Source organism: Lysinibacillus sp. FW12, assembly GCF_050817245.1.
Lineage (GTDB): Bacteria > Bacillota > Bacilli > Bacillales_A > Planococcaceae > Lysinibacillus > Lysinibacillus irui.
Map to the genome: position 1 here is coordinate 1,285,753 of NZ_CP139094.1, position 21,996 is coordinate 1,307,748.

The window sequence follows — 21,996 nt, forward strand, 5'->3', positions numbered from 1 at the left end:
TGTAGACAATATCATGTATGCCAAAGTCATAAAAAAAGGTGGAGAAAACAATGTTTCTCCACCTTGATTCCCTCATTAAGAAAGTGCGATTGCTTCGAGGGACTCCTCTTTTTTCGCTACAGGCCCCATTGCATTTGTGATGATTTGTTTAATATCCTCTAATGTTGCTTTACGAGGATTTGTCTCAGCACAAACATCTAACATTGCATTTTTAGCCAAGATTTCAATATCTTCATCTTTTGCCCCTAATTCACGGAAGCCGCTAGGAATATTTAAATCTTTTGATAGTTTTTCGATGGCTGTAATTGCTTTTTCAGCAGCATCACGTTTACTTAAACCATCCACGTTTTCACCTAATAACTCAGCAATACGAGCAAATCGCTCAGTACGTGCAGTTACATTGAAGCGGCAAACATGTGGCAATAAAATAGCATTACATACACCATGAGGTAGATTGTAGTAACCGCCTAACTGATGAGCAATTGCATGGACATACCCAAGTGAAGCGTTATTGAAGGCCATACCAGCTAAAAATTGAGCATAAACCATTTGCTCACGTGCTTCTAAGTCGCCACCATTTGCATAGGCACGAGGAAGGTATTCAGGGATAAGTTGAAGTACCTTTTCTGCACAAGCATCCGTAATTGGGGTTGCATTTGTCGAAACAAATGATTCAATAGCATGTGTTAGTGCATCAACCCCAGTAGCTGCTGTTAGTGCAGGAGGTAAACCAATCATTAATTCAGGATCATTAATGGAAAGTAACGGTGTCACATGTTTATCAACAATGGCCATTTTTACTTTTCTTGCTGTATCCGTAATAATAGTGAAACGAGTCATTTCACTAGCAGTACCAGCAGTTGTATTAATCGCAATTAATGGCACAAGTGGATTTTGTGATTGATCAACGCCTTCATAATCGTGAATGCGTCCACCATTCGAAGCAATAAGTCCGATACCTTTTGCTGCATCGTGAGCGCTACCTCCTCCAAGAGAAACGATTGAATCACAGCTTTCTGCATGATACACTGCAACGCCCTCTTCAATGTTTTGATCTGTTGGATTTGGTTCTGCTTTAGGGAAAATTGCTACATCAATTCCAGCAGCTGTAATGATATTTGCAATTTGTTCAGAGAGACCTAATTTGTGCAAGCCCTCATCTGTTACGATTAATGTCTTTTTCACTTCTAAATCATTTAAGCGTTTACCAACTTCTTGAATTGCTCCAGGTCCAAATAAGTTTGTTTTCGGCATAACAAATTGCTTTAGAACGTCTGACATATTTCCAACCCCTTTTTAAAAATTATTATTGCTTGAATGATGGTGTACCACCTTTCGGAATTCATCGTATTCTATTTTTTGTAAAAGTTCAACTCGTATTTTTATTAAAATTGTTAATTTTATTCATGTTATTATTTTACAAAAAAGTTAACTGGTTTATAGAGTATGTTGGATGTGTTTTGTATAAGAATATTGAAATTGATATGGTTCATAAATATTTTACTATAAAAATAAAATATATTTTTTGGAAAACGGTTCTATTTTAGGAGTTGTTAGAATAGTAAATAACTGATATTTGTTTTTATTATAATGGTAGTGAAAATGTTATTTTGGAAAGGTGTAATACTATTTTAAAGTACATAAAGCTGTCACGTTTTGTGGTGATACTACAAATTGGAGAAAAATAATATTTGTTTAAGCTTATACAGCTATATAGTGAAAATATAATTGTTTTTAACAGAGTTAATTGAAATTTTGCTGAATAATATTTCAGTGAAAACATTTTCGATGAATGGGTGAGGTTAAGTATATGTCATTTAGGTGCACTAGCTTTAACATGTTGGTATTCTTTCCAAGGAATAGCCTAACATCTTGCTCTGCATCCAAACACCTTGGCCCATACACTTTCAATTCTTCATCATAAAGAAGGTCCATTGTAAGTGAGGGCTAAAAAAACATAATTATTTTTATAGCAATCGTGCTTGTATGTGGTTGGCTGGGTGTTTTGGTAGACAGATTTATTCCAGGGCAACCTAAGGGAGACACTTCATAATCAGTGTACTTCCGGTTAACAGGTGGTTATTTGCGATAGTAGGGATTGTCACGATGATTTTCTGGACAGTTATGTACACAGAGATTTATCTACTAACGAAAAGTATTTGGCCAATCGTTCTTATGCATACGACAGAAGATGCACTTGTCAATCCACTCATTTTTAAGGATATATCCAAGTTGCGCAAGGGAAGAAATTTCTTGTTTCCCCAACAGCAGGGATCATAACAACATTCCTTTATCTAATAGTTGGACTGCTTCTGAGAATAAAACGAAAAAAACAACTAATGAGAAGAACTTCTCAATCAACTTTTATAACTATTATGGATCAATAAAAAGGGTTATGGATTTTTTGAGGCGAAGTAATGTGCAAAAGTAAGGTGAATGGGTAGCTGAAAAATACAATAGTGCTGGTTTATCAGTCGTGTACAAACAACTTTTAATTAAATAACGAAAAAACCCCTGAAACAAATCGTTTCGGGGGTTTATAAAATCGTTGATTGACAAATCAAAAAGATTAACGAGAGTAGTACTCTACGATGAATGCTTCGTTGATTTCAGCTGATAATTCAGAGCGCTCTGGAAGGCGAGTGAATGTACCTTCTTTTTTGTCAGCATCAAATGTTACGTAGTCAGGTACGAAGTTGTTTACTTCGATTGCTTCTGTAACAACAGCAAGGTTTTGAGATTTTTCACGAAGAGAAATCGTTTGACCTGGTTTTACGCTGTATGATGGGATATCAACGCGTTTGCCATCTACTAAGATGTGACCGTGGTTAACTAATTGACGAGCTCCACGACGAGTACGAGCTAAACCTAAACGGTAAACTAAGTTGTCAAGGCGAGTTTCAAGAAGGATCATGAAGTTTTCACCGTGAACACCTTTCATTTTACCAGCGCGGTCAAATAGAGTACGGAATTGACGTTCGTTCATACCATACATATGACGAAGTTTTTGCTTCTCTTGAAGTTGTAAACCGTATTCTGATAATTTTTTACGTTGGTTTGGACCGTGTTGACCTGGTGCGTAAGGGCGTTTTTCGATTTCTTTACCTGTACCGCTTAGTGAGATACCAAGACGACGTGATAATTTCCAAGATGGACCTGTATAACGAGACATATTGTTGTCTCCTCCTTTAAATTTGGTTTTTTTGTTGTAAAACAAAAACCAGTAGTACCCATTCTTATGCGCATTTTATTTTCATGTATTTTCGCCTATGCAGCCGTTAGGTTACGCAATACACCATCTAATTTTCAACTGTTGAGAATCTAAGTAGTCGTACATAAGAAAATAGAGGAATAAAATACAGTCATAAGCTTATACCACTGCTGCGTTTATTTTACACAACCTCCATTGTAACTGTTTAGGACAAGGACGTCAATTATTAACATTTAAAATTTTACTAACAAAAAAATATAGTAGGAAATTCCTCACTAACGATTTTAAATGAAATGGAAATAGTTAATGATGCGCTGTGTAATGTAAATTGTAAAAGTAAGGGAGAATTACATAGTCAAAATGACACAAATTATGTATAATATATTATAAGTTAATAGTAATTGATTTGGACGTTATATAGAAAAGGTGATTTCATGACAGACCATTTACAAATGCTAAAATATATAAAATCTGATGTTTTGAGCTTTTGGGTGAGTTCGAATGAAGAACAAACTAGTTATAATGGGTATTTTTATTCATTAAAACAGTGTCTAAAGAAGCACTTGAAAATTGATAATGCTGCTTTTCTCAGTTTTGAGGGTAATTCTTTAATCCCTATTGAGGAGATGGCTTCATTAACAATTGAAACAAAGCTAAATGCTGTGTCATGGCTGATGATCGAAGCTAGTTTTTACCAACAAAAAGTAGTGGAAATTCCTTATATATTAAAAGCACGGCAGGCCTATTCAAAGATGACAGATATGGTGCTTTTTCAAGTAGAGGGCAAACATCCCATTGGTGTATTACTTGTCGAGGCGACAGAGACTTGGACAGACTTCATGACCTCGGAATACGGTGAAGAATGTATTGAAATACTTTCAAAGGTTCTTCAAATGATAAGAGATAATTTTGATGTAAAAATAAACGAAGATCAATATAGAAAACTATATAACATGACTGATTTATTTCATTCAACAATGGATATTGATTTAATTTTAGAAAACGTTTTAAAAAATATAAGGGATAATTTTCCGGATTTTAATGTTGAGCTTATTTTATCGAATGATCAAGACCGACACACGACTATCGATATTAAGCTTTTTGATTATTTATCAGAAAGGCCTGCTACAATCGAAGCATTTGTATCAGGAGAGTTGACGACAGAGCTAGCGAGTGATTTAAATTGTCGATTGCTTAATGCACCTATAAAAGGCAGGCAAGCCATCTATGGTATTTTGCAAGTAAGTGCCCCCACTACGTATCTATTTTCAACGACTGAAAAGGATTTTGTACGGATGCTCGCGCAGGCGTCAGGGAATGCACTTGAAAATGCAAAATTATATCATCAATCGCATCGCCTCGTAAGTGACTTACAACTCATCAATGAAACTTCACATCGTTTAAATATGAGGATTGACATTCATGAAATGTTATTATTCCTACAAAAGCAATTACTAAAATCTTTTCAACCAATGGAAGTTTGTTTCGCTTTTAAAAAAAATGATACATTTGAGGTAACAGGTGCGAGTACCTCGTTGTTTAGTTCGGAAGAGGGTAGAACGTATATCAAACATGTTGAAAAACATTTTACTCAAACGAATGACCCGTTGTTTATAGCCGATTTCAGCCGTTTAACTCCTCGTCAAATTGAGTATCGATCAATTATGGCGATTCCTATTTTAATGGAAGAAAAGATTAATGGTTTTAGTATTGTCTTACATAAAGAGCCATATTTCTTTTCATTCGACAGTTTTAAATTAATGCAATCGTTAATTCACCACTCATCTTTAGCCATTGCGAACTCTATTTTACGCACACAGCTTCAGGAAATGGTCGATTTGGATCACCTCACGAAACTTTATGCTAGAAGTTACCTTGATCAATTTGTAGAAAAATCGCTTGAATACGATCAGTCAGGTATGTTTTTGTTAATTGATATTGATAATTTCAAGCGCATCAATGATACGTATGGTCACCAGGTGGGGGATAAAATTCTTGTGCAGATTGCAGTCCAATTGAGAGAAACTATTGGTAGTCGTGGTATTTGTGCAAGGTGGGGCGGAGAAGAAATGTCCGTTTATGTACCTAATATTAACGAGAAGGAAGCTTTAGAATTGGCATCAACTATTGTGGAGATCATCCCCAGTGCCACAGATCCTCAAGTAACTATTTCTGCGGGTCTCATAACATGGGATGAACGAGACCGACCAGCATTCCAATCTGTTTTCTTACATGCTGATACTGCCTTGTATGAAGCGAAAAATAGTGGAAAAAATCGCTTTTGCATTCATGATGGTTCTTATCAAACAAATCTATAAAGTTGATAAAGTAAAATGTAAATGGTTATAATAAAGTTTACCCTGAAATGACAATTTAAAACATTTCAGGGTAATTTTTGATATTTATAGATGAAGAAGTAGGGTTTGGACAAATTGCTCTAAGCCATCGCGGTCTTCCGCTGAAAAACGATTCACGATAGGACTATCAATATCAAGAACACCAATGACTTCGCCTTGCTTGATCAGTGGTATTACAATTTCTGATTGTGAGGCCGCATCACAGGCAATATGGCCAGGAAAATCATGGACATCTTTAACAACGATTGTTTCTCTTGTTGCTACAGCCGTTCCACAAACCCCACGACCAATCGGAATTCTAACACAGGCAGGAAGACCTTGGAATGGCCCAAGCACAAGCTCATTTTCCTGTAACACATAAAAGCCAACCCAGTTAATGTTTGTTAAAAACTGATTTAAAAGTGCAGAGGCATTACTTAAATTGGCTATCTGATTAGTTTCACCAGTTAGTAGTGCATCCAATTGTTTTGATAATGTAAGATATTGGTCAGTAATTGATCCTTCATAATTAATTTGTGTAAACATATAAGCACCTCGTTTAAAATTTATTTATATTGGTAATATAACATTATGATGTTGATGTAAATCTTCGGCGCAATGTGCATCCGAACCAAATACATAGGGTAGTCCAATAGCTTGACTATAGTTGATAAAGGCAAATGGTGGATAAGGTTCCTGACAATATTGTTTACTTAAACCTGCACTATTTACATCTAGTTCATAGCCTTCACACTTCATGCTGTCTAATACTTCTTTGATTCTTGGAGCATCATCGATATTTTCGTTATGTGCCAGCTGGAATTTATGAATAAGTGATGGATGTCCAATCCGTTTTGGCTTGAATGGGCCAAGGTCAGCCATAATCGATTGTAAGACAGTATCATAATATAAATCATAAACCCGTTCAACAGAGCCAACTTTTTTTGAAAAATCCATAAAGCATTCCGGAGAAAAGTCGATACATACAAAGGAATCTTGCCATTTTAAAAAGTGGACTGATAAAATGGCATCATCTAAAAAATGTCCATATGTATTAAGGAACTCACGAGTTTCTTGTTCAAAGCCAGGGATATAATCAACTTCTAGCCCAATTCGGATGCGAATATCTTGTGCATATTGTTTTTGTAGTCTCTGCAATTCCTCAATGTATGGCATGAGATCATTTGGCTTCATCCCACTATCTTTTTGCGGAGTAGGATCGACAAAATTGTTGGGTAATGGGGCGTGTTCTGTAAATGTTATATCTGTGAATCGGTGAGAAATTGCTTTTTCAATATATTGCACGAAAGTGTCCGAACTGCCATGTGGACAAAAAGGACTATGTATATGCCCATCACGTTTCATAATTTACCACTCCTTTAGCTCTATAGATACGCTATTTATATATTTCACAATAGCGAAAATACAGTTTTCTGAAAAACACTTAAATTTTAGTACAAAAGGCGAAAACATAGTATATAATAAATACAACTAGCCAATTCGTTTATTGTAGAATAGGAGGCTTACGATGGAGTATATCATCATTCCGATTATCCTACTATTAATTTTAGCCATAGTAGGGTTTATGATGCGAAGAAAACACGTTGCAATTATTGCAAAACTTGAAAATGAAAAATTACAAATTCAACATAATCCTATAAATGAAGAAATTTCAAAAGTAAAATCTTTAAACATGAACGGTGAAACGGAAGAAATGTTTGAACGATGGCGCAATACGTGGGATGAGGTCATCGATGTACATATGACTAAAATTGATTCACTTCTATTTGATGCTGAGGATCAAATAAATCGACTGCGCTTTAAAAAGGCGACGTTAATAGAACGTGAAATTGAGGATTACATTGAAAAATGCGACCAAGATAAAAATAATATTTTAGAAGAATTGAATGAATTAATTGGCAGCGAAGAAAAAAATCGAATTGAAATTGAACAATTAAAGGAATACTATCGCTCTGCAAGAAAGACATTGCTTGCTCATCAACACTCATTTGGTGTAGCGTTACCTGCACTTGAGAAAAAGCTTGAGGCTTTTGTTGAAAAGTTTGAAGAATTTGATGTGCTGACAAATGAAGGGAATTACTTGCAAGCGCGAGAAATTGTTATTAGTTTAAATCAAGAATCACAGCAAACATTCGAATTTATTAATGATGTTCCAACCATTTTGACTGAATTACAAGTTAAGCTTCCAGGAGCGGTTCAAGAATTACGTAATGGTCAACGTGAAATGGAAGAACAATCCTACTATCTACAACATCTAGAATTAACAGATGCATTAAATAAGTATGAAAAAGAGTTTGATACATTAAAAAATGATTTAGCGGATCTTAATCTAACAGTGGTAAAACCTCGTGTGACAGAAATAAATGAAGAAATCGATCACTTTTATGATTTACTTGAAAAAGAGGTTATTGCTAAAAATTATGTTGATCAAAATTGCGATCGTTTATTAAGTTCAATCACCAATGTTATCTCTTCAACAAAGTTAGTTAGTGATGAAGCGACATATGTACAGCAAAGCTATCATTTAAACGAAAAAGATGCTGAAATTCCGAAAGCGGCATTAAAGCAATTAGAAGCACTACAACGTCGCTACGATTTATTAGCTATGCGTGTGAGAGAGGAAAAATCGGCCTATTCAAGTTTGCAGGAAGAATTAATCGAAATTAGTGAAGAGCTTGAACGAATTCACGAGGAACAAGAACATCTATCGAATACAATGAAGAAACTTCGAATTGATGAAAATAAAGCCCGTGCTCAAGTTGAGAACTTAAAGAAAATCTTACAAGATACAGATCGTTTATTAAACAAGGCTAATATCCCAGGAATTCCTGAGGAGATGGATGCACGTCTTGATGAGGCAGCAGAGCACATCTATGTTGTCATGCAAAGCCTACAAGAAGTACCACTGAATATGGGTACAGTTCATAATAATTTAAACGCAGCAACTCTTTGTGTAGAGGAAGTTAAAGTAAAGGCACATGAATTAATAGAAAATGTCATGCTAATTGAGCGCATCATTCAGTACGGTAATCGACATCGTGCAACAAATCCAAAATTAAATATGCGATTAAAAGAAGCGGAAGAGGCGTTTCATCAATTCCGTTATGCGAAAGCATTAGAAGATGCAGGAACAGCTGTGGAAGAAATGGAGCCAGGAGCTTTAAAACGTATTCAAGAATTGGTAGCAGAAGAGACTATGTCAAAATAATTCAACATTTGAGCTGTCTAAAAAGTATAGCGATTACTTTTTAGACAGCTTTCTAGCTTTCTTTTTAGTATAGAGAAAAGGTGTGGTACGGTTGAAAATGTTAATACAAGAAATGAATGAAAAGTATGCAATTGAAATTTTAAACTGGCATTATGAATCCCCATACAATTTTTATAATAATGACTTAACTGAGGAATCCTTACAAGAAATGCTTGAAAATCCGTACTATGCTATTGTGAATGAGCTAGAGGAAATAATCGGTTTCTATTGTATTGGTACCGCGGCACAAGTTCCAAAAGGACATGAGTTTAAAGCATATATAGAAGATTGTATAGATATAGGGATCGGTTTGAATCCTAATCTAACCGGTCAAGGATATGGTACAGCATTTTTTGCGTTTATTTTAAGTACCATCCAACAAGAACATCATCACCCACTTCGTTTAACTGTTGCCGAATTTAATAAGCGAGCAATCCATCTTTATGAAAAATTCGGTTTTGTCAAAGATATGGAATTTTGCACACCCATAGCTTTTGTCACGATGTTGAAAAAAGAGTGAAGTACCAATTAAAAATGGAAGAATCGTTAAAGTTAGTAGTCAATCGCCAAAGATTGCGTTATGATAAATACCGTTAAATCAACGTTTTGAAAGTGTGTGAAAAATTATGGTTAATACAATTTATTTAGATAATAGTGCTACAACAAAACCTTTAAAAGAGGTTATGCAGGCATTTATGACTGTGAATGAGCAGTATTATGCCAACCCAGCATCTATCCATGCCATGGGAGTTGAATCAAATGATTTATTAATGCGTGCGCGGGAGCAAGTAGCAGATATTTTGCAAACAGAGGCAAAAAATGTGCTATTTACTTCAGGTGGTACAGAGTCAAATAATGCAGCTATTTTTGGAATAGCACATAGTAATACGCATATAGGAAAGCATATTTTAACGACTGAAATCGAACATCCATCTGTCTTGGAAACAGTTAAACAACTCGAAAAAGAGGGTTATGATGTTGAATACCTTCACGTTAATCAAGATGGTGTCATTTCATTAGATGATCTACGTACTAAAATTCGCAAAGATACTATACTAGTTAGCATCATGCATGTAAATAATGAAATGGGTGCTGTCCAACCTATTTATGAAGCAGCTAAAATAATTCATGAAATGAGTCGGGCATTCCTTCATGTGGATGCAGTTCAAAGCTTTGGAAAATTAGCGGTTTCCTTCAAAGGAGAAGAAGGACCAGACTGTATTTCCATCTCTGGACATAAAATTCACGGCTTTAAAGGCTCAGGTGTATTAGCGTTCCGTAAAAAATTAAAATGGCAGCCATATGCCCTTGGCGGAGGTCAGGAATTTGGATTGCGTAGTGGAACTGTAGCTGTTCCGCAAGCAGTCGCTTTAGCAAAAGCGGCTCGATTAGCTGTTGAGACGATGAAAGATCGAGCTACTAAATACCGACAATGGCAGAATGAAATTCGTGCTCAGCTAGAAGGATACGGCGAAGCGGTGCATATTTTATCGACTCCACAGGGAGCTGCACATATTTTATCTTTTAGTGTTCGTGATTTAAAAGGGGAAGTCATTATTAATGCCATGCAAAAACGTGGCATCATTGTGTCAACCTCAAGTGCTTGTTCATCTAAGCAAACGAAAACAAGTCATGTGGTAGAAGCTCTACACCTGGATGAGCATTATAAAAAGGGTGTCATTCGTATTAGTTTTGGAGCACATAACACAGTTGAAGATATAGAACAATTGAAACAAGTATTAGCAGAAGTAATAATGGAACTTAAAGGAGAAATAATGTAATGATTTGGAAAGAAATACTAATTAGATATGGCGAGCTTTCAACAAAAGGTCGTAATAAAATGGATTTTATCCGTAGATTGCGTGAGAACATTCGTCATGCTTTCGCGGATTTAGGACACCTTCATATTCGTACAGAACGTGACCGTATGTTTATTGCTATTGAAAGTGAAGAACAAATGCAGACGCTAATTACTGGATTACCTAAAATTTTTGGTATTCAATCATTCAGCCCTGTTGCTGCATGTGAAAAAGATATGGAAAGTATGAAGCAGCTTGCTATTACAATAATGGAGACATTTAAAGATGAGCAACATACTTTTAAGGTAGAAGTGAAACGAACTGATAAATCATTTCCTTTAGAATCGCATGCTATCCAACGTGAAATTGGTGGCTATGTTTTACCACAATTTCAAAATTTATCTGTCAAAGTAAAGCAGCCTGATATTGAGCTGCGCGTAGAAGTACGTCATGATGCAACGTATATGATGGCGCAGGTCATTCAAGGTGCGGGTGGGATGCCTGTAGGATCGAATGGAAAATCGTTATTAATGCTATCTGGTGGAATTGATAGTCCTGTCGCAGGTTATTTAATGATGAAGCGTGGCGTACGTTTAGAAGCAATTCACTTCTTTAGTCCACCATATACAAGTCAAAACTCATTAGAGAAAGTAAAGGTACTTGCAAACGAACTAACGAAATTTGGTGCTAGTATTCGATTACATGTCATTCCTTTTACTGAAATTCAAGTACTTATTAAAGAAAAAGTACCTTCTAATGTTTCGATGACAACAACACGTCGTATGATGTTAAAGGTGGCTGATCAAGTACGTGAAGAGATAGGAGCTCTTGCAATTGTGACAGGGGAAAGTCTGGGACAAGTAGCAAGTCAAACGCTAGAAAGCTTGACGGCTATCAATGCTGTAACGAATACGCCTATTTTACGACCATTGATTTCAACAGATAAATTAGAAATTATCGATATTGCAGAAAAAATTGGCACATATGAAACATCTATTCAGCCATTTGAAGACTGCTGTACAATATTTACACCTGCCAGCCCAAAAACAAAGCCAAAGCTTGAAAAGGTAGAGCATTATGAAAGCTTCTCTGATTTTGATGAACTCATCGAGCGAGCAGTAAAAAATCGAGAGGTCTACATTTTCCCTAAAAAAGAAGAACAGCAACAAGATAAGTTTGCAGATCTATTATAAGGTATCTACAGCCGTTTCAAAGTCAATTTTGAGACGGCTTTTTTATGTTATTTTATCTATGCCATTAGAGGTACAATTTACCTCTAAAATTTTTGTATTAAAAATCTAATATCGCACATTCTATATTCACAAGGAGGTGAGAGACATGGCTTCAAACAACAACCGCAGTTCAAACCAGCTTGCAGTGCCTGGTGCACAACAAGCACTTGATCAAATGAAATACGAAATTGCACAAGAATTTGGTGTTCAATTAGGAGCTGAAGCTTCAGCTCGTGCCAACGGTTCCGTTGGTGGTGAAATCACTAAACGTCTTGTACAAATGGCAGAATCTCAATTAAAAGGTATGCCAAACAACAACCAATAAATGCTGACTAAGCATTTATAAACTTAAAACCAGTGACCGTAAAAAGGCACTGGTTTTAGTTTGTTTAAAAATCAACCATTTATGCGTGTCACAGACCTTAACGTATTTACTGTATGCTTAATATCTATACTTTCACAGATAGCTGAAATAACAGCAATACCATCTGCCCCAGCTTGAAATACGGCGTATGCATTGGTAGGGTTAATTCCACCAATCGCTACAATTGGTAATTCAGGATAGAAATTGTGAGCTTGCTGCAAAAAATTTGTACCACATGGTGATTGTGCATCCCGTTTTGAAGTTGTTGCAAAAATCGGACCAATACCTACATAATCTGCTTGATGGATAATGGCTGTTTCTAGTTCGTCCTGGGAATGCACAGAAACACCAAGAATCATATTACCAATTTTTTTACGTGCTATGCTAACATGTAAATCATCTTGTCCGATATGAACACCGTCCGCACCAAGTCGTAATGCAAGTTCGACATCATCATTGACAATAAAAGGAACGTTATATTGTTGACATAGTTTTTGACATTGACGTGCAAATTGTTCATAGGCAAATCCAGTTAATGCATGGGAACCTTTTTCTCGAAATTGAAACATGGTAATTCCAGCTTGCAACGCTCTCTCTAGTACATGAAGGGGATTCTGATGACTAACATTGCTTGTGCCCATAATAAAATAAAGTTGTAAATCCTCACGTTTCATAAATCAACACCTCACAGGAATCCTTATGCAGTTGATAAGCAAAATGATTTGTTGGTCCACAACCATGACCAATAGATAAATCATGTAAAATTGATAATTGAATAAATTTTTTAGCTTCGATAATTGCCTTATCCATCGCAAAACCTTGACCAAGAAAAGCAGTGATTGCTGCTGAAAATGTGCAACCTGTGCCATGGGTATTGGACGTTTGGATACGTGGAGTTTGCATAGAAAAAGATTTACCGTTTTGAAAAAATACATAATCAATAGCAAAATTTGGATCTGCTAAATGGCCACCTTTAAGAATGACGCAATGTACACCTAATTGAAAAAAACCTTGAGCTACTTCACGTATATCTGAAACATCATGTATTTTTCTCCCTGTCAGAGCCTCTGCTTCAGGGATATTGGGGGTAACGATCGTAGCAAGTGGTAGTAGAGAAGAGCGCATTGCTTCAATAGCTTCTTGCAGTAATAAGCTTTCTCCACCCTTTGCAATCATTACTGGATCAACAATTAGTGGGATGTTTTGATTATGAATCATATGTGCGATAGCTTTAATAATATCAGAGGAATAAAGCATCCCTGTTTTAATTGCAGCAATTGAAAAATCTTCGATTAAAACTTGAAATTGTTTTTCAACAAAGGAGTGATCAATAGGGAAAACTCCTGACACACCCATTGTATTTTGTGCTGTCAAAGCTGTAATTACTGAAGTACCAAACACCCCTAATTCCTGAAATGTTTTTAAATCAGCCTGTATGCCTGCACCGCCACCACTATCTGAGCCTGCAATCGTCGTTACAATATGCATGAAGCTTCACCATCCTTCGATAGGCGATAAAGAGCATTTAGTAAAGCTATTTGGAAATCACCAATATCTGATGTAAACGCTGACGCCAGTACCGCAGCTTTTTTATAGTAAGTTAATGTGTCCGCTAATTGTCGGTATGGATTATGGCCTGCAATATAGGCGGCACCGCAAATAGCACTAAGTAAACAGCCTGTCCCTGTTACCTCGGTCATTTGCATATTCCCGCCATTTATCCATTGGCTATCCACACCATCTGTTATAAAATCTCGTTCTCCTGTTATGATAACAATGCATTGATAATGTTGGGCTAATAAAATCGCCTCTTCTTCTAAAGCAATGGAGCCATTCCCACTATCGACACCTTTTTGTTGCCAGTCAACATTGGCTATTGCTGCTAGTTCCCCAACATTACAACGAATGACCGAAAAATGTACTTCCTCAAGCAAGTATCGTACCGTTTCTTTTCGATAAGTAGTGGCACCAGCACCGACAGGATCTAAAATGACTGGAATTCCAAGTTTATTGGCCATTTTGCCTGCTAACAACATTGATTCTTTAGTTCGATCATTGAGTGTACCGATGTTAATTAACAAGGCTTGAGCGAGTGCTACCATTTCCTCTACCTCACGGCTATCATCGGCCATAACCGGGGAAGCGCCTATTGCTAATAAACCATTTGCTTGGAAATTTGCTACCACATAATTTGTAATACAATGAATCAGTGGTTGCTGTTGACGGATTGTTTGAAATATCATCGTAGTCCTCCTTTATGGATGGACGTAAGCATGCAAAAAAGGCTCTTTTTGTGTAAAAATGCACGAAAAAGAGCCTTTCATCAATAGATGTTTATTGCTCCCTACGTCAGTATTAACTAACAGGTTCAAAGGGTCAGGTTTTACCTTCTCAACTCTTGACGAGTCCCCCTGCAATCTTGCTTTTAGTTGACCAAAATGTACCATACTTTTCAATTGTATTCAATAGCAAGTTTACCTATCGACAAAATGTGACCGATGCCATATAGCAGAGTATGATAGTTGTCATGACTTTTCCAAAATTAAGCGCAAACCATTGAAAATGCTGAAAAAAGAGTTTTATAATGTGTCATAGCAAAAGGGGGCATTTGCCATGAAGAGACAAGATTTAGTTGCACCAGAATGGTATAACATAACAGATGAAATTGAAAAATATGCTCAAGATACAACAAAAAATGCATTAATTATTTACGAGGAAAATAAGGATGTACAATTTATTACATATGCATATTTACTTGAAAGGGCAAATCAAGCTGCACACGTATTCACGATGCAAGGTTTATCAAAAGGTGATGTGATTTTAGTGATGGTACCTCGTTCAGTGGAAGCATATATTGTATATATTGCAGCATTGAAAGCTGGATTAACTATTATTCCGAGCTCAGAAATGCTAAGAACTAAAGACATTGAATATCGCATCAAGCATGCGAATGCTAAAGGAATTGTTGCTTACGAGCCTTATATTGATCAATTTGATCAGGTGAACAATTTACAAGGAATGCAACAATTTGTTATAGGGAAGGCCCATGAACCTTGGCAACCACTTTTAGAAAAAATGCGCATTCAACCTACAACTTACATAAGTTCTTCTCCAACAAAAAGTACAGATACTGCATTCTTAGCTTATACAAGTGGTACAACAGGAAACCCAAAAGCAGCTGTACATACTCATAGCTGGGGCTATGCACATTTACGAACAACAGCACCACACTGGTTAGGTGTGCAAGAAGATGATATTGTTTGGGCGACAGCAGCACCAGGTTGGCAAAAATGGATTTGGAGTCCGTTTCTAGCAACATTAGGGAGTGGTGCTACTGCATTTGTATATAAGGGGAAATTTGATGCATCTACCTATCTAAGGTTACTCGAAAAATTTAAAATAAATGTTTTATGTTGCACACCTACAGAATATCGTTTTATGGCAGCACTAGAACATTTACATGAATTCGATTTAACGGCACTTCGTCAAGCTGTATCAGCAGGAGAGCCTTTGAATAGCGAGGTCATTAACGTATTTTCGAAGACTTTCGATTTGCAAGTCCGAGATGGCTACGGTCAGACGGAAAACACATTACTTGTTGGCACAATGGTTGGAATGGAAGCTAGAATTGGTTCTATGGGAAAACCAACTCCTGGCAATAAGGTTGAAATTATAGACGATTTCGGTAACCCTGTTGCTGTTGGAGAAGTTGGCGATATTGCTGTTCATCGCACCACTCCCGCACTGTTTAAAAAATATTTAAATGACCCGGAACGAACAAATTTACAATTCCGTGGAGAGTGGTATATTACAGGTGATCGTGCTTATAAAGATCAAGATGGTTACTTTTGGTTTGAGGGTCGTGGAGATGATGTCATTATATCCTCTGGCTACACAATTGGGCCATTTGAGGTAGAAGATGCTTTGATGAAGCACCCAACTGTAAAGGAAGCGGCTGTTATTGCGAGCCCAGATAAAGTTCGGGGAAATATTGTTAAAGCTTTTGTTGTACTTCGAAATGCTGAAAATGGTGATGAAGCACTTATTCGAACTCTTCAAGATCATGTGAAACTATTGACAGCACCTTATAAATATCCGCGTGCTATTGAATTTGTGGAAGAGCTACCGAAAACATCCTCGGGGAAAATTCGACGTGTTGAATTAAGACAGCAAGAAGCAAAACAACTACACTAATTATCATTTCCTAGGAAATAATGTCGAAAATCAAAGTTCAAGAATGGCAATGGACTTTGATTTTTTTTGTTTTTTTAGGTAAGGTATTATGAGGAAATAAATAGTATAAATCTTTTTGCATATAATTGCAAAAAAATGAAACAAAAAAGCTAGTCATTCGTATTACGTGTTAAGGAGGCGGAAAGACATGAATGTTAAAAGGTGGGTTGCTTTAGTAGTCGCAGGTGTTCTTTTATTATTTTCATTGGGGATTAACACCATTTTTGCTCTATTTAAAGCAGATTTCCTAGGTAATTTTGATAGTTTAATGGCAGGAAATAATTTAGATGTATATGAAAATGTAATTGAAGGAGATAATTTTGATAAGCGGATCGCTTATTTAAAGGTAGATGGAACAATTCAAGATATCGGCTCAAGTACATTATGGCAACCAGTTGCCTATGATCATCAATTTTTCCTAGAGCAATTGGATAATATTTTGTATGATGATTCAGTACAAGGCATTGTTTTAAGTGTCAATTCACCAGGTGGTGGCGTCAAAGAATCAGCAGATATTTATAAAAAGCTCTTAAAAATTAAAGAAGAACGTCAAATTCCGATTTATGTATCTATGGATTCTATGGCTGCATCAGGTGGATATTATATTTCAGCACCTGCAGATAAAATATTTGCGCATCGTGATACAATTACAGGATCGATTGGTGTTATTATGCAATCTATTAACTACCAAGCATTAGCTGAAAAAGTTGGTGTGAAATTTGAAACGTTTAAATCAGGTGAACATAAGGATATGCTAAGTCCAATGCGTGAAGTGACAGCAGAGGAACGTGCCATGATGCAAGATATGATTAATGAAACATATGAAGAATTTGTGGACATAGTAGAGCAAGGTCGTAATATGTCTGAAGCAGACGTGAAGAAAGTGGCAGATGGTCGTATTCTTGGTGGTACAAAAGCGCTTGAGGCAGGCTTAATTGATGAAATTGGGGATGAAGAAGCAGCTATCGCAGCGTTAAGAGCAGATTATGGCCTTGAAGATGCTGCATTATTTGAGTATGCATATGATATGGGAGGCTGGCAATCGTATGTTGGTATGAAAATAGGCTCCATATTTGGTCCCTCTGCGGAAGAAAAGATGCTAATGAAAATTATGACGGACTACAGTGCGCCTAAAATGATGTATTTATATGGGGAATACTAAGGGGGAAGTACAATGACAAACAATGAAATTGTTATGCAGGGCTCACCCTCTATGGAAAATGGCTTTCTTATCAACACCTCAGAAAAATCGGCAAAGCCTACAAACTATGCGTTAAAAACCGCTGGCTTTTGGATTCGATTTTGGGCATTTTTATTAGATGGTTTCATAATATCTGCTGTAGGTGGAATACTCTTCAATCCTATCTTTTATCTAATGGATTGGTCCTTATCAGACACCGTTTGGTATGCGCCGATTTCTCTCATCACGGCAATTCTCTATTATAGCTATTTTGTGCTAATGACAAAGTTCTTTGGGCAAACATTAGGGAAAATGGTTTTTGGATTACGTGTTATTTCATTAAAACATGATAAGCTAACATGGTCAGATGTGTTATTCCGTGATTGGATTGGCCGCATTATTAATAATGTTTTTATGCCACTTTATATTTTGGTCGTCATTCTACCAGAAAACCAGGGTTTACATGATTATTTTGCAGATACAACCGTGGTACACGAAAAAGTCTTTATTGAAAAGGATGTCGTACCTATAGCTTCTTTGAATCAAGAAGAGATGATAGAAAATCAAGTGCAAGAGGAAAAACCTGAACTAGCCAAGCTAGAAGAAAAAAATGAATAGTAAGCAAGAGGCTGTCTCGAAATAATAGTGAGGCAGTCTTTCCTATTAAATAGCACATTCTAATAAAGTAAGCTAACTTAGTTGCAATTAATTCCCTTCATTTAGTAATATTATGTACATATGATGATTAGGAGGCGTTTATATGGCACAAGTAACATTTAAAAATGGTCCTGTAACACTAGTAGGAAATGAAGTAAAGGTGGGCGATCAAGCTCCTGATTTTACAGTATTAGCGAATGACCTATCACCTGTAACATTAAAAGATTCAGAAGGAAAAATTCGTTTATTTAGTGTTGTACCATCATTAGATACTGGTGTATGTGATGCGCAAACACGCCGTTTCAATGAAGAAGCAGCTAATTTAGGCGATAATGTAGTCATTTATACAGTATCCGTAGATCTTCCATTTGCTCAGAAGCGTTGGTGTGGGGCAGCAGGTATTGATGCAGTTCAAACTGTTTCTGATCACCGCGACCTTTCATTTGGTGAAGCATATGGCGTGTACATTCAAGAATTACGTCTTCTGACACGTGCAGTTTTCGTTGTGGATGCAAATAATAAAGTGACATATGTTGAGTATGTACCTGAAGCTACAGATCATCCAAACTATGAAGCGGCCGTTGCAGCTGTTAAAGCACTAGCATAATGAGCTGCTTTTAGGCTAAGATAATACTAGACAAATGGGCTGTGACGTGTTTTGTCACGGCTCTTTTCTGTGTGAAAGGAAGTTATCTATGGAAAATATCGAGAAATTATTTGGTTTGCTTAATGAGCATGCCGAAAAAATCGAAAAAGAACACAATATAACACTGTTAGAGGGGTTACTAGATGGTCTAGAAGCATGGCTCGATGGTGAAGTTGATTTTTCACAACAGGGTGCGACAAAAGAGGATATTCGTAAAGCTATTCAAATCGCCATTTTAAAAGGAATGCGTAAAGGTTCGCAGCCAAATCATCAAATGACACCAGATACATTAGGTTTACTCGTTGGCTATTTTGTGGAACAAATTTTTGTAGAGCGTCTTGAAAATGAAAAGATTTCAATCATGGATCCAGCAGTAGGTACAGGTAATTTACTACTGACGGTCATGAATCTATTAGATGGCAAAGTGGAAGCGACTGGTGTTGAAGTGGACGAACTACTTATTCGCCTTGCTGCGGCCACTGCTGACTTAACAGAGCAGCCTATTTCTTTATACCGTCAAGATGCCTTAGAGGATTTATTGGTAAACCCAGTTGATGCAGTTGTTTGTGATTTACCTGTAGGCTATTATCCAAATGAAGAAGTGGCACTCAACTATGAACTATGTCCGTCTGAGGGAATGAGTTATGCACACCATTTATTTATTGAACAATCGATGAATTATACAAAAGATGGTGGCTATTTATTTTTCCTTGCGCCCTCTCATCTTTTCGATTCGGAACAGTCTAAGCAACTACACAAATATATTCAAAAGCATGCTTGGATTCAGGCGATCATTCAATTACCTGACTCTATGTTTGCCAATAAAACATTAGAAAAAAGCATTGTGATTTTACAAAAGCAAGCGAAAGAATTAAAAGCGCCAAAAGAAGTCCTACTAGCAAAAGTACCAAATATGCAGAATAAACAGGCTCTGGCATTATTCTTTGAAAAAGTGAAAATGTGGAAAGAGGGCAAGTAAGCCTGACGATTCCAATAGAAGTAAAAAGGTATCCTTTAGAAGGATACCTTTTTATGTATTGCGAATTAGTTTTCTGGTGTACGGATAACAAGTACGTCACATTTAGCTGAACGTACAATGGCTTCAGATACAGAGCCAATTAAGAAACGTTCAACGGCATTTAAACCAGTTGCACCACAAATAATTAAATCTGCATCTACAATTTTAGAAAGTTCTTTTGTAATGATATTTTTTGGTGAGCCATACTCAATGATAAGATTCACATTTGTTAAGCCTTCATCTTCAGCTTGCTTTTTGTAACCATTTAATAGTTCTTCAGAAAATGCTTGAGCACGTTCCGCAATAGAACGATCATATGCCTCAATAGCAGCGAATGAACGAGTGTCGATTACATTTACTAGATTTAATACAGCACCTTCGTTTCGTTTTGCAACATCAATTGATTTACGAAATGCGTATTCAGCTTCTTTTGAACCGTCTACTGCAACAACAATGCTTTTATAATGATTAGCCATTTGAAAAACCTCCCTGATTTGTATATGTTGATTATACCAAATGATTTTCTAAAGGAAATACTTTCCGGAATAAAATTATGAAAAAGTGAAGGCATTTCATGAAGAAATGTCAAATAAATTTACTTACTTAATTCCCACTATTTACAGCGTGTAAACGTCTTTTTGCTAGTTAAATTTGCATTAGCTATAGCCTTCTTTAACGTTCCTTTCGTTTCATTAATTTGCTATCTAAATATAATGTTTTTCAACCAATTCATCGTTTAAATATTTTGTATTTTGGAAATGTTATAAATTTTATTTGTATTTGCTTTAGTTAAAGCTTTTTTTGCATTTGTTTGGTAATATGGAATTGCAAGGGGTGCATCAATTCATAGTTACATATATGATGCTTATTTCTTAAGTTATGGAAGGGGATAGGAAACAATGAAGATTGGTATTCCAAAGGAAATTAAAAACAATGAAAATCGTGTAGCAATGACACCTGCGGGAGTTGTTACTTTAACACATGCAGGTCATGAGGTGTACATTGAAACAGGAGCAGGTTTAGGATCAAGCTTTACGGATGCTGATTACATTGCAGCTGGTGCTCATATCGTTCAAACAGCTAAAGAAGCATGGTCACAAGAAATGATCATGAAGGTGAAAGAACCTGTTGCTTCAGAGTATGATTATTTTTATGAAGGTCAAATTTTATTCACGTATTTACACTTAGCGCCAGAGGTTGAATTAACTCAGGCACTTTTAAATAAAAAGGTTGTAGGGATTGCCTATGAAACTGTGCAATTAGCAAATGGCTCATTACCTTTGTTAACACCAATGAGTGAAGTAGCTGGTAAAATGGCTACGCAAATCGGTGCGCAGTTCTTGGAAAGAAACCATGCTGGTAAAGGTATTTTACTTGGAGGCGTATCAGGTGTACAACGCGGTAAAGTGACAGTAATTGGTGGGGGTATCGCAGGAACAAATGCTGCAAAAATCGCTGTTGGTATGGGGGCAGATGTGACAGTTATTGATTTAAGCCCAGAACGCCTACGCCAATTAGAAGATTTGTTTGGTCGCGAGGTTCAAACACTAATCTCAAATCCTTATAATATTGCAGAATCAGTGAAAAATTCAGATTTAGTCATTGGTGCAGTTTTAATTCCAGGAGCAAAAGCACCTAAGCTTGTATCTGAAGAAATGATTCAGTCAATGCAAGCTGGTTCAGTAGTGGTAGATATCGCGATTGATCAAGGTGGTATTTTTGCAACATCTGATCGTGTGACAACGCATGATGATCCAACATATGTAAAACATGGTGTAGTACACTATGCAGTAGCCAATATGCCAGGTGCAGTACCTCGTACATCAACTATTGCCTTAACGAATAATACTATTCCATACGCACTTCAAATTGCCAATAAAGGCTATAAGCAGGCTTGTCTCGATAATGAGGCACTTAAAAAAGGTGTCAATACATTAGATGGACAACTTGTGTATAAAGCAGTAGCAGATTCACAAGGACTGCCATTTGTAAATGTAGATGAATTAATTCAATAAATCATTGAAAAAGGAAGCACACAGGTTGCTTCCTTTT

The 21,996-nt window shown here is 36.5% G+C and carries 21 protein-coding genes and 1 riboswitch; of the genes, 13 read left to right on the top strand and 8 right to left on the bottom strand.

Annotation, left to right across the window (positions count from 1 at the left end; translation table 11 throughout):
• Positions 1–75: 75 nt before the first annotated feature.
• On the bottom strand, positions 76–1,281 hold the full coding sequence (locus SJW71_RS06570) for an iron-containing alcohol dehydrogenase (protein WP_274794099.1): 1,206 nt from the start codon (positions 1,279–1,281) through the stop codon (positions 76–78).
• An 825-nt stretch (positions 1,282–2,106) separates the two neighbouring features.
• Between SJW71_RS06570 and SJW71_RS06575 the strand changes: the two genes are divergently transcribed.
• Positions 2,107–2,280, top strand: coding sequence for a hypothetical protein (locus SJW71_RS06575; RefSeq protein ID WP_274794098.1), 174 nt, complete (start codon positions 2,107–2,109; stop codon positions 2,278–2,280).
• A gap of 289 nt (positions 2,281–2,569) precedes the next feature.
• On the opposite strand, the gene rpsD is transcribed toward SJW71_RS06575, so the two are convergent.
• Positions 2,570–3,172 (bottom strand): 30S ribosomal protein S4, encoded by a 603-nt coding sequence (rpsD, locus tag SJW71_RS06580; protein WP_274794097.1) that lies wholly within the window; start codon positions 3,170–3,172, stop codon positions 2,570–2,572.
• Positions 3,173–3,645: 473 nt separating this feature from the next.
• On the opposite strand from rpsD, the gene SJW71_RS06585 reads away from it, so the two are divergent.
• Positions 3,646–5,529 (top strand): sensor domain-containing diguanylate cyclase, encoded by a 1,884-nt coding sequence (locus SJW71_RS06585; RefSeq protein WP_274794096.1) that lies wholly within the window; start codon positions 3,646–3,648, stop codon positions 5,527–5,529.
• 84 nt (positions 5,530–5,613) lie between these two features.
• Here the strand turns inward: SJW71_RS06585 and SJW71_RS06590 are convergent, their stop codons facing one another.
• Positions 5,614–6,093: a GAF domain-containing protein gene (locus SJW71_RS06590; protein ID WP_274794095.1), complete on the bottom strand. Its 480-nt coding sequence runs from the start codon at positions 6,091–6,093 to the stop codon at positions 5,614–5,616.
• Positions 6,094–6,117: 24 nt separating this feature from the next.
• On the bottom strand, positions 6,118–6,912 hold the full coding sequence (gene hisJ, locus SJW71_RS06595; RefSeq protein WP_274794094.1) for a histidinol-phosphatase HisJ: 795 nt from the start codon (positions 6,910–6,912) through the stop codon (positions 6,118–6,120).
• Between the two features lie 163 nt (positions 6,913–7,075).
• Between hisJ and ezrA the strand changes: the two genes are divergently transcribed.
• The 5 genes from ezrA (at position 7,076) to SJW71_RS06620 (ending at position 12,171) form a co-directional block, all read left to right on the top strand.
• A complete protein-coding gene (gene ezrA, locus SJW71_RS06600; protein WP_274794093.1) occupies positions 7,076–8,776 on the top strand; it encodes a septation ring formation regulator EzrA in 1,701 nt (566 codons plus the stop codon).
• A 97-nt stretch (positions 8,777–8,873) separates the two neighbouring features.
• Positions 8,874–9,335 (top strand): GNAT family N-acetyltransferase, encoded by a 462-nt coding sequence (locus SJW71_RS06605; RefSeq protein WP_312506649.1) that lies wholly within the window; start codon positions 8,874–8,876, stop codon positions 9,333–9,335.
• Positions 9,336–9,441: 106 nt separating this feature from the next.
• The gene (locus tag SJW71_RS06610) at positions 9,442–10,596 is read left to right on the top strand and encodes a cysteine desulfurase family protein (RefSeq protein ID WP_274794091.1); all 1,155 of its coding nucleotides are present in this window, start codon (positions 9,442–9,444) and stop codon (positions 10,594–10,596) included.
• On the top strand, positions 10,596–11,807 hold the full coding sequence (gene thiI, locus SJW71_RS06615) for a tRNA uracil 4-sulfurtransferase ThiI (protein WP_274794090.1): 1,212 nt from the start codon (positions 10,596–10,598) through the stop codon (positions 11,805–11,807). Before SJW71_RS06610 ends, thiI begins: the two co-directional genes overlap by 1 nt.
• A 145-nt stretch (positions 11,808–11,952) precedes the next feature.
• Positions 11,953–12,171, top strand: a complete 219-nt coding sequence (locus tag SJW71_RS06620) for an alpha/beta-type small acid-soluble spore protein (protein WP_274794089.1) — start codon at positions 11,953–11,955, stop codon at positions 12,169–12,171.
• Between the two features lie 71 nt (positions 12,172–12,242).
• On the opposite strand, the gene thiE is transcribed toward SJW71_RS06620, so the two are convergent.
• The 3 genes from thiE to thiM are packed head-to-tail and all read right to left on the bottom strand — an operon-like array spanning position 12,243 to position 14,453.
• Positions 12,243–12,884: a thiamine phosphate synthase gene (gene thiE, locus SJW71_RS06625; RefSeq protein WP_274794088.1), complete on the bottom strand. Its 642-nt coding sequence runs from the start codon at positions 12,882–12,884 to the stop codon at positions 12,243–12,245.
• Positions 12,874–13,698: a bifunctional hydroxymethylpyrimidine kinase/phosphomethylpyrimidine kinase gene (thiD, locus tag SJW71_RS06630; protein ID WP_431811880.1), complete on the bottom strand. Its 825-nt coding sequence runs from the start codon at positions 13,696–13,698 to the stop codon at positions 12,874–12,876. Before thiD ends, thiE begins: the two co-directional genes overlap by 11 nt.
• The gene (gene thiM, locus SJW71_RS06635) at positions 13,686–14,453 is read right to left on the bottom strand and encodes a hydroxyethylthiazole kinase (protein ID WP_312506607.1); all 768 of its coding nucleotides are present in this window, start codon (positions 14,451–14,453) and stop codon (positions 13,686–13,688) included. Before thiM ends, thiD begins: the two co-directional genes overlap by 13 nt.
• A gap of 81 nt (positions 14,454–14,534) precedes the next feature.
• A riboswitch (TPP riboswitch) is annotated at positions 14,535–14,633 on the bottom strand.
• A 190-nt stretch (positions 14,634–14,823) separates the two neighbouring features.
• Here thiM and mbcS point away from each other — a divergent pair.
• The 5 genes from mbcS (at position 14,824) to SJW71_RS06660 (ending at position 19,905) form a co-directional block, all read left to right on the top strand.
• Positions 14,824–16,404: an acyl-CoA synthetase MbcS gene (gene mbcS, locus SJW71_RS06640; protein WP_431811881.1), complete on the top strand. Its 1,581-nt coding sequence runs from the start codon at positions 14,824–14,826 to the stop codon at positions 16,402–16,404.
• A gap of 187 nt (positions 16,405–16,591) precedes the next feature.
• Positions 16,592–17,605 (top strand): signal peptide peptidase SppA, encoded by a 1,014-nt coding sequence (sppA, locus tag SJW71_RS06645; RefSeq protein ID WP_274794084.1) that lies wholly within the window; start codon positions 16,592–16,594, stop codon positions 17,603–17,605.
• Between the two features lie 12 nt (positions 17,606–17,617).
• On the top strand, positions 17,618–18,241 hold the full coding sequence (locus SJW71_RS06650; RefSeq protein ID WP_274794083.1) for an RDD family protein: 624 nt from the start codon (positions 17,618–17,620) through the stop codon (positions 18,239–18,241).
• A 142-nt stretch (positions 18,242–18,383) separates the two neighbouring features.
• The gene (gene tpx / locus SJW71_RS06655; RefSeq protein ID WP_274794082.1) at positions 18,384–18,887 is read left to right on the top strand and encodes a thiol peroxidase; all 504 of its coding nucleotides are present in this window, start codon (positions 18,384–18,386) and stop codon (positions 18,885–18,887) included.
• Between the two features lie 88 nt (positions 18,888–18,975).
• Complete coding sequence (locus tag SJW71_RS06660) at positions 18,976–19,905, top strand: class I SAM-dependent methyltransferase (RefSeq protein ID WP_274794081.1); 930 nt, start codon at positions 18,976–18,978, stop codon at positions 19,903–19,905.
• A gap of 65 nt (positions 19,906–19,970) precedes the next feature.
• Here the strand turns inward: SJW71_RS06660 and SJW71_RS06665 are convergent, their stop codons facing one another.
• Positions 19,971–20,420, bottom strand: a complete 450-nt coding sequence (locus SJW71_RS06665; RefSeq protein WP_274794080.1) for a universal stress protein — start codon at positions 20,418–20,420, stop codon at positions 19,971–19,973.
• A 423-nt stretch (positions 20,421–20,843) separates the two neighbouring features.
• On the opposite strand from SJW71_RS06665, the gene ald reads away from it, so the two are divergent.
• Complete coding sequence (gene ald, locus SJW71_RS06670; RefSeq protein ID WP_274794079.1) at positions 20,844–21,959, top strand: alanine dehydrogenase; 1,116 nt, start codon at positions 20,844–20,846, stop codon at positions 21,957–21,959.
• Positions 21,960–21,996 lie beyond the last annotated feature (37 nt).

Bases quoted from the DNA above. Each gene is read 5' to 3' on its own strand.
- SJW71_RS06570 (WP_274794099.1), bottom strand. From the start codon at position 1,281: ATGTCAGACGTTCTAAAGCAATTTGTTATGCCGAAAACAAACTTATTT.
- SJW71_RS06575 (WP_274794098.1), top strand. From the start codon at position 2,107: ATGATTTTCTGGACAGTTATGTACACAGAGATTTATCTACTAACGAAA.
- rpsD (WP_274794097.1), bottom strand. From the start codon at position 3,172: ATGTCTCGTTATACAGGTCCATCTTGGAAATTATCACGTCGTCTTGGT.
- SJW71_RS06585 (WP_274794096.1), top strand. From the start codon at position 3,646: ATGACAGACCATTTACAAATGCTAAAATATATAAAATCTGATGTTTTG.
- SJW71_RS06590 (WP_274794095.1), bottom strand. From the start codon at position 6,093: ATGTTTACACAAATTAATTATGAAGGATCAATTACTGACCAATATCTT.
- hisJ (WP_274794094.1), bottom strand. From the start codon at position 6,912: ATGAAACGTGATGGGCATATACATAGTCCTTTTTGTCCACATGGCAGT.
- ezrA (WP_274794093.1), top strand. From the start codon at position 7,076: ATGGAGTATATCATCATTCCGATTATCCTACTATTAATTTTAGCCATA.
- SJW71_RS06605 (WP_312506649.1), top strand. From the start codon at position 8,874: ATGTTAATACAAGAAATGAATGAAAAGTATGCAATTGAAATTTTAAAC.
- SJW71_RS06610 (WP_274794091.1), top strand. From the start codon at position 9,442: ATGGTTAATACAATTTATTTAGATAATAGTGCTACAACAAAACCTTTA.
- thiI (WP_274794090.1), top strand. From the start codon at position 10,596: ATGATTTGGAAAGAAATACTAATTAGATATGGCGAGCTTTCAACAAAA.
- SJW71_RS06620 (WP_274794089.1), top strand. From the start codon at position 11,953: ATGGCTTCAAACAACAACCGCAGTTCAAACCAGCTTGCAGTGCCTGGT.
- thiE (WP_274794088.1), bottom strand. From the start codon at position 12,884: ATGAAACGTGAGGATTTACAACTTTATTTTATTATGGGCACAAGCAAT.
- thiD (WP_431811880.1), bottom strand. From the start codon at position 13,698: ATGCATATTGTAACGACGATTGCAGGCTCAGATAGTGGTGGCGGTGCA.
- thiM (WP_312506607.1), bottom strand. From the start codon at position 14,453: ATGATATTTCAAACAATCCGTCAACAGCAACCACTGATTCATTGTATT.
- mbcS (WP_431811881.1), top strand. From the start codon at position 14,824: ATGAAGAGACAAGATTTAGTTGCACCAGAATGGTATAACATAACAGAT.
- sppA (WP_274794084.1), top strand. From the start codon at position 16,592: ATGAATGTTAAAAGGTGGGTTGCTTTAGTAGTCGCAGGTGTTCTTTTA.
- SJW71_RS06650 (WP_274794083.1), top strand. From the start codon at position 17,618: ATGACAAACAATGAAATTGTTATGCAGGGCTCACCCTCTATGGAAAAT.
- tpx (WP_274794082.1), top strand. From the start codon at position 18,384: ATGGCACAAGTAACATTTAAAAATGGTCCTGTAACACTAGTAGGAAAT.
- SJW71_RS06660 (WP_274794081.1), top strand. From the start codon at position 18,976: ATGGAAAATATCGAGAAATTATTTGGTTTGCTTAATGAGCATGCCGAA.
- SJW71_RS06665 (WP_274794080.1), bottom strand. From the start codon at position 20,420: ATGGCTAATCATTATAAAAGCATTGTTGTTGCAGTAGACGGTTCAAAA.
- ald (WP_274794079.1), top strand. From the start codon at position 20,844: ATGAAGATTGGTATTCCAAAGGAAATTAAAAACAATGAAAATCGTGTA.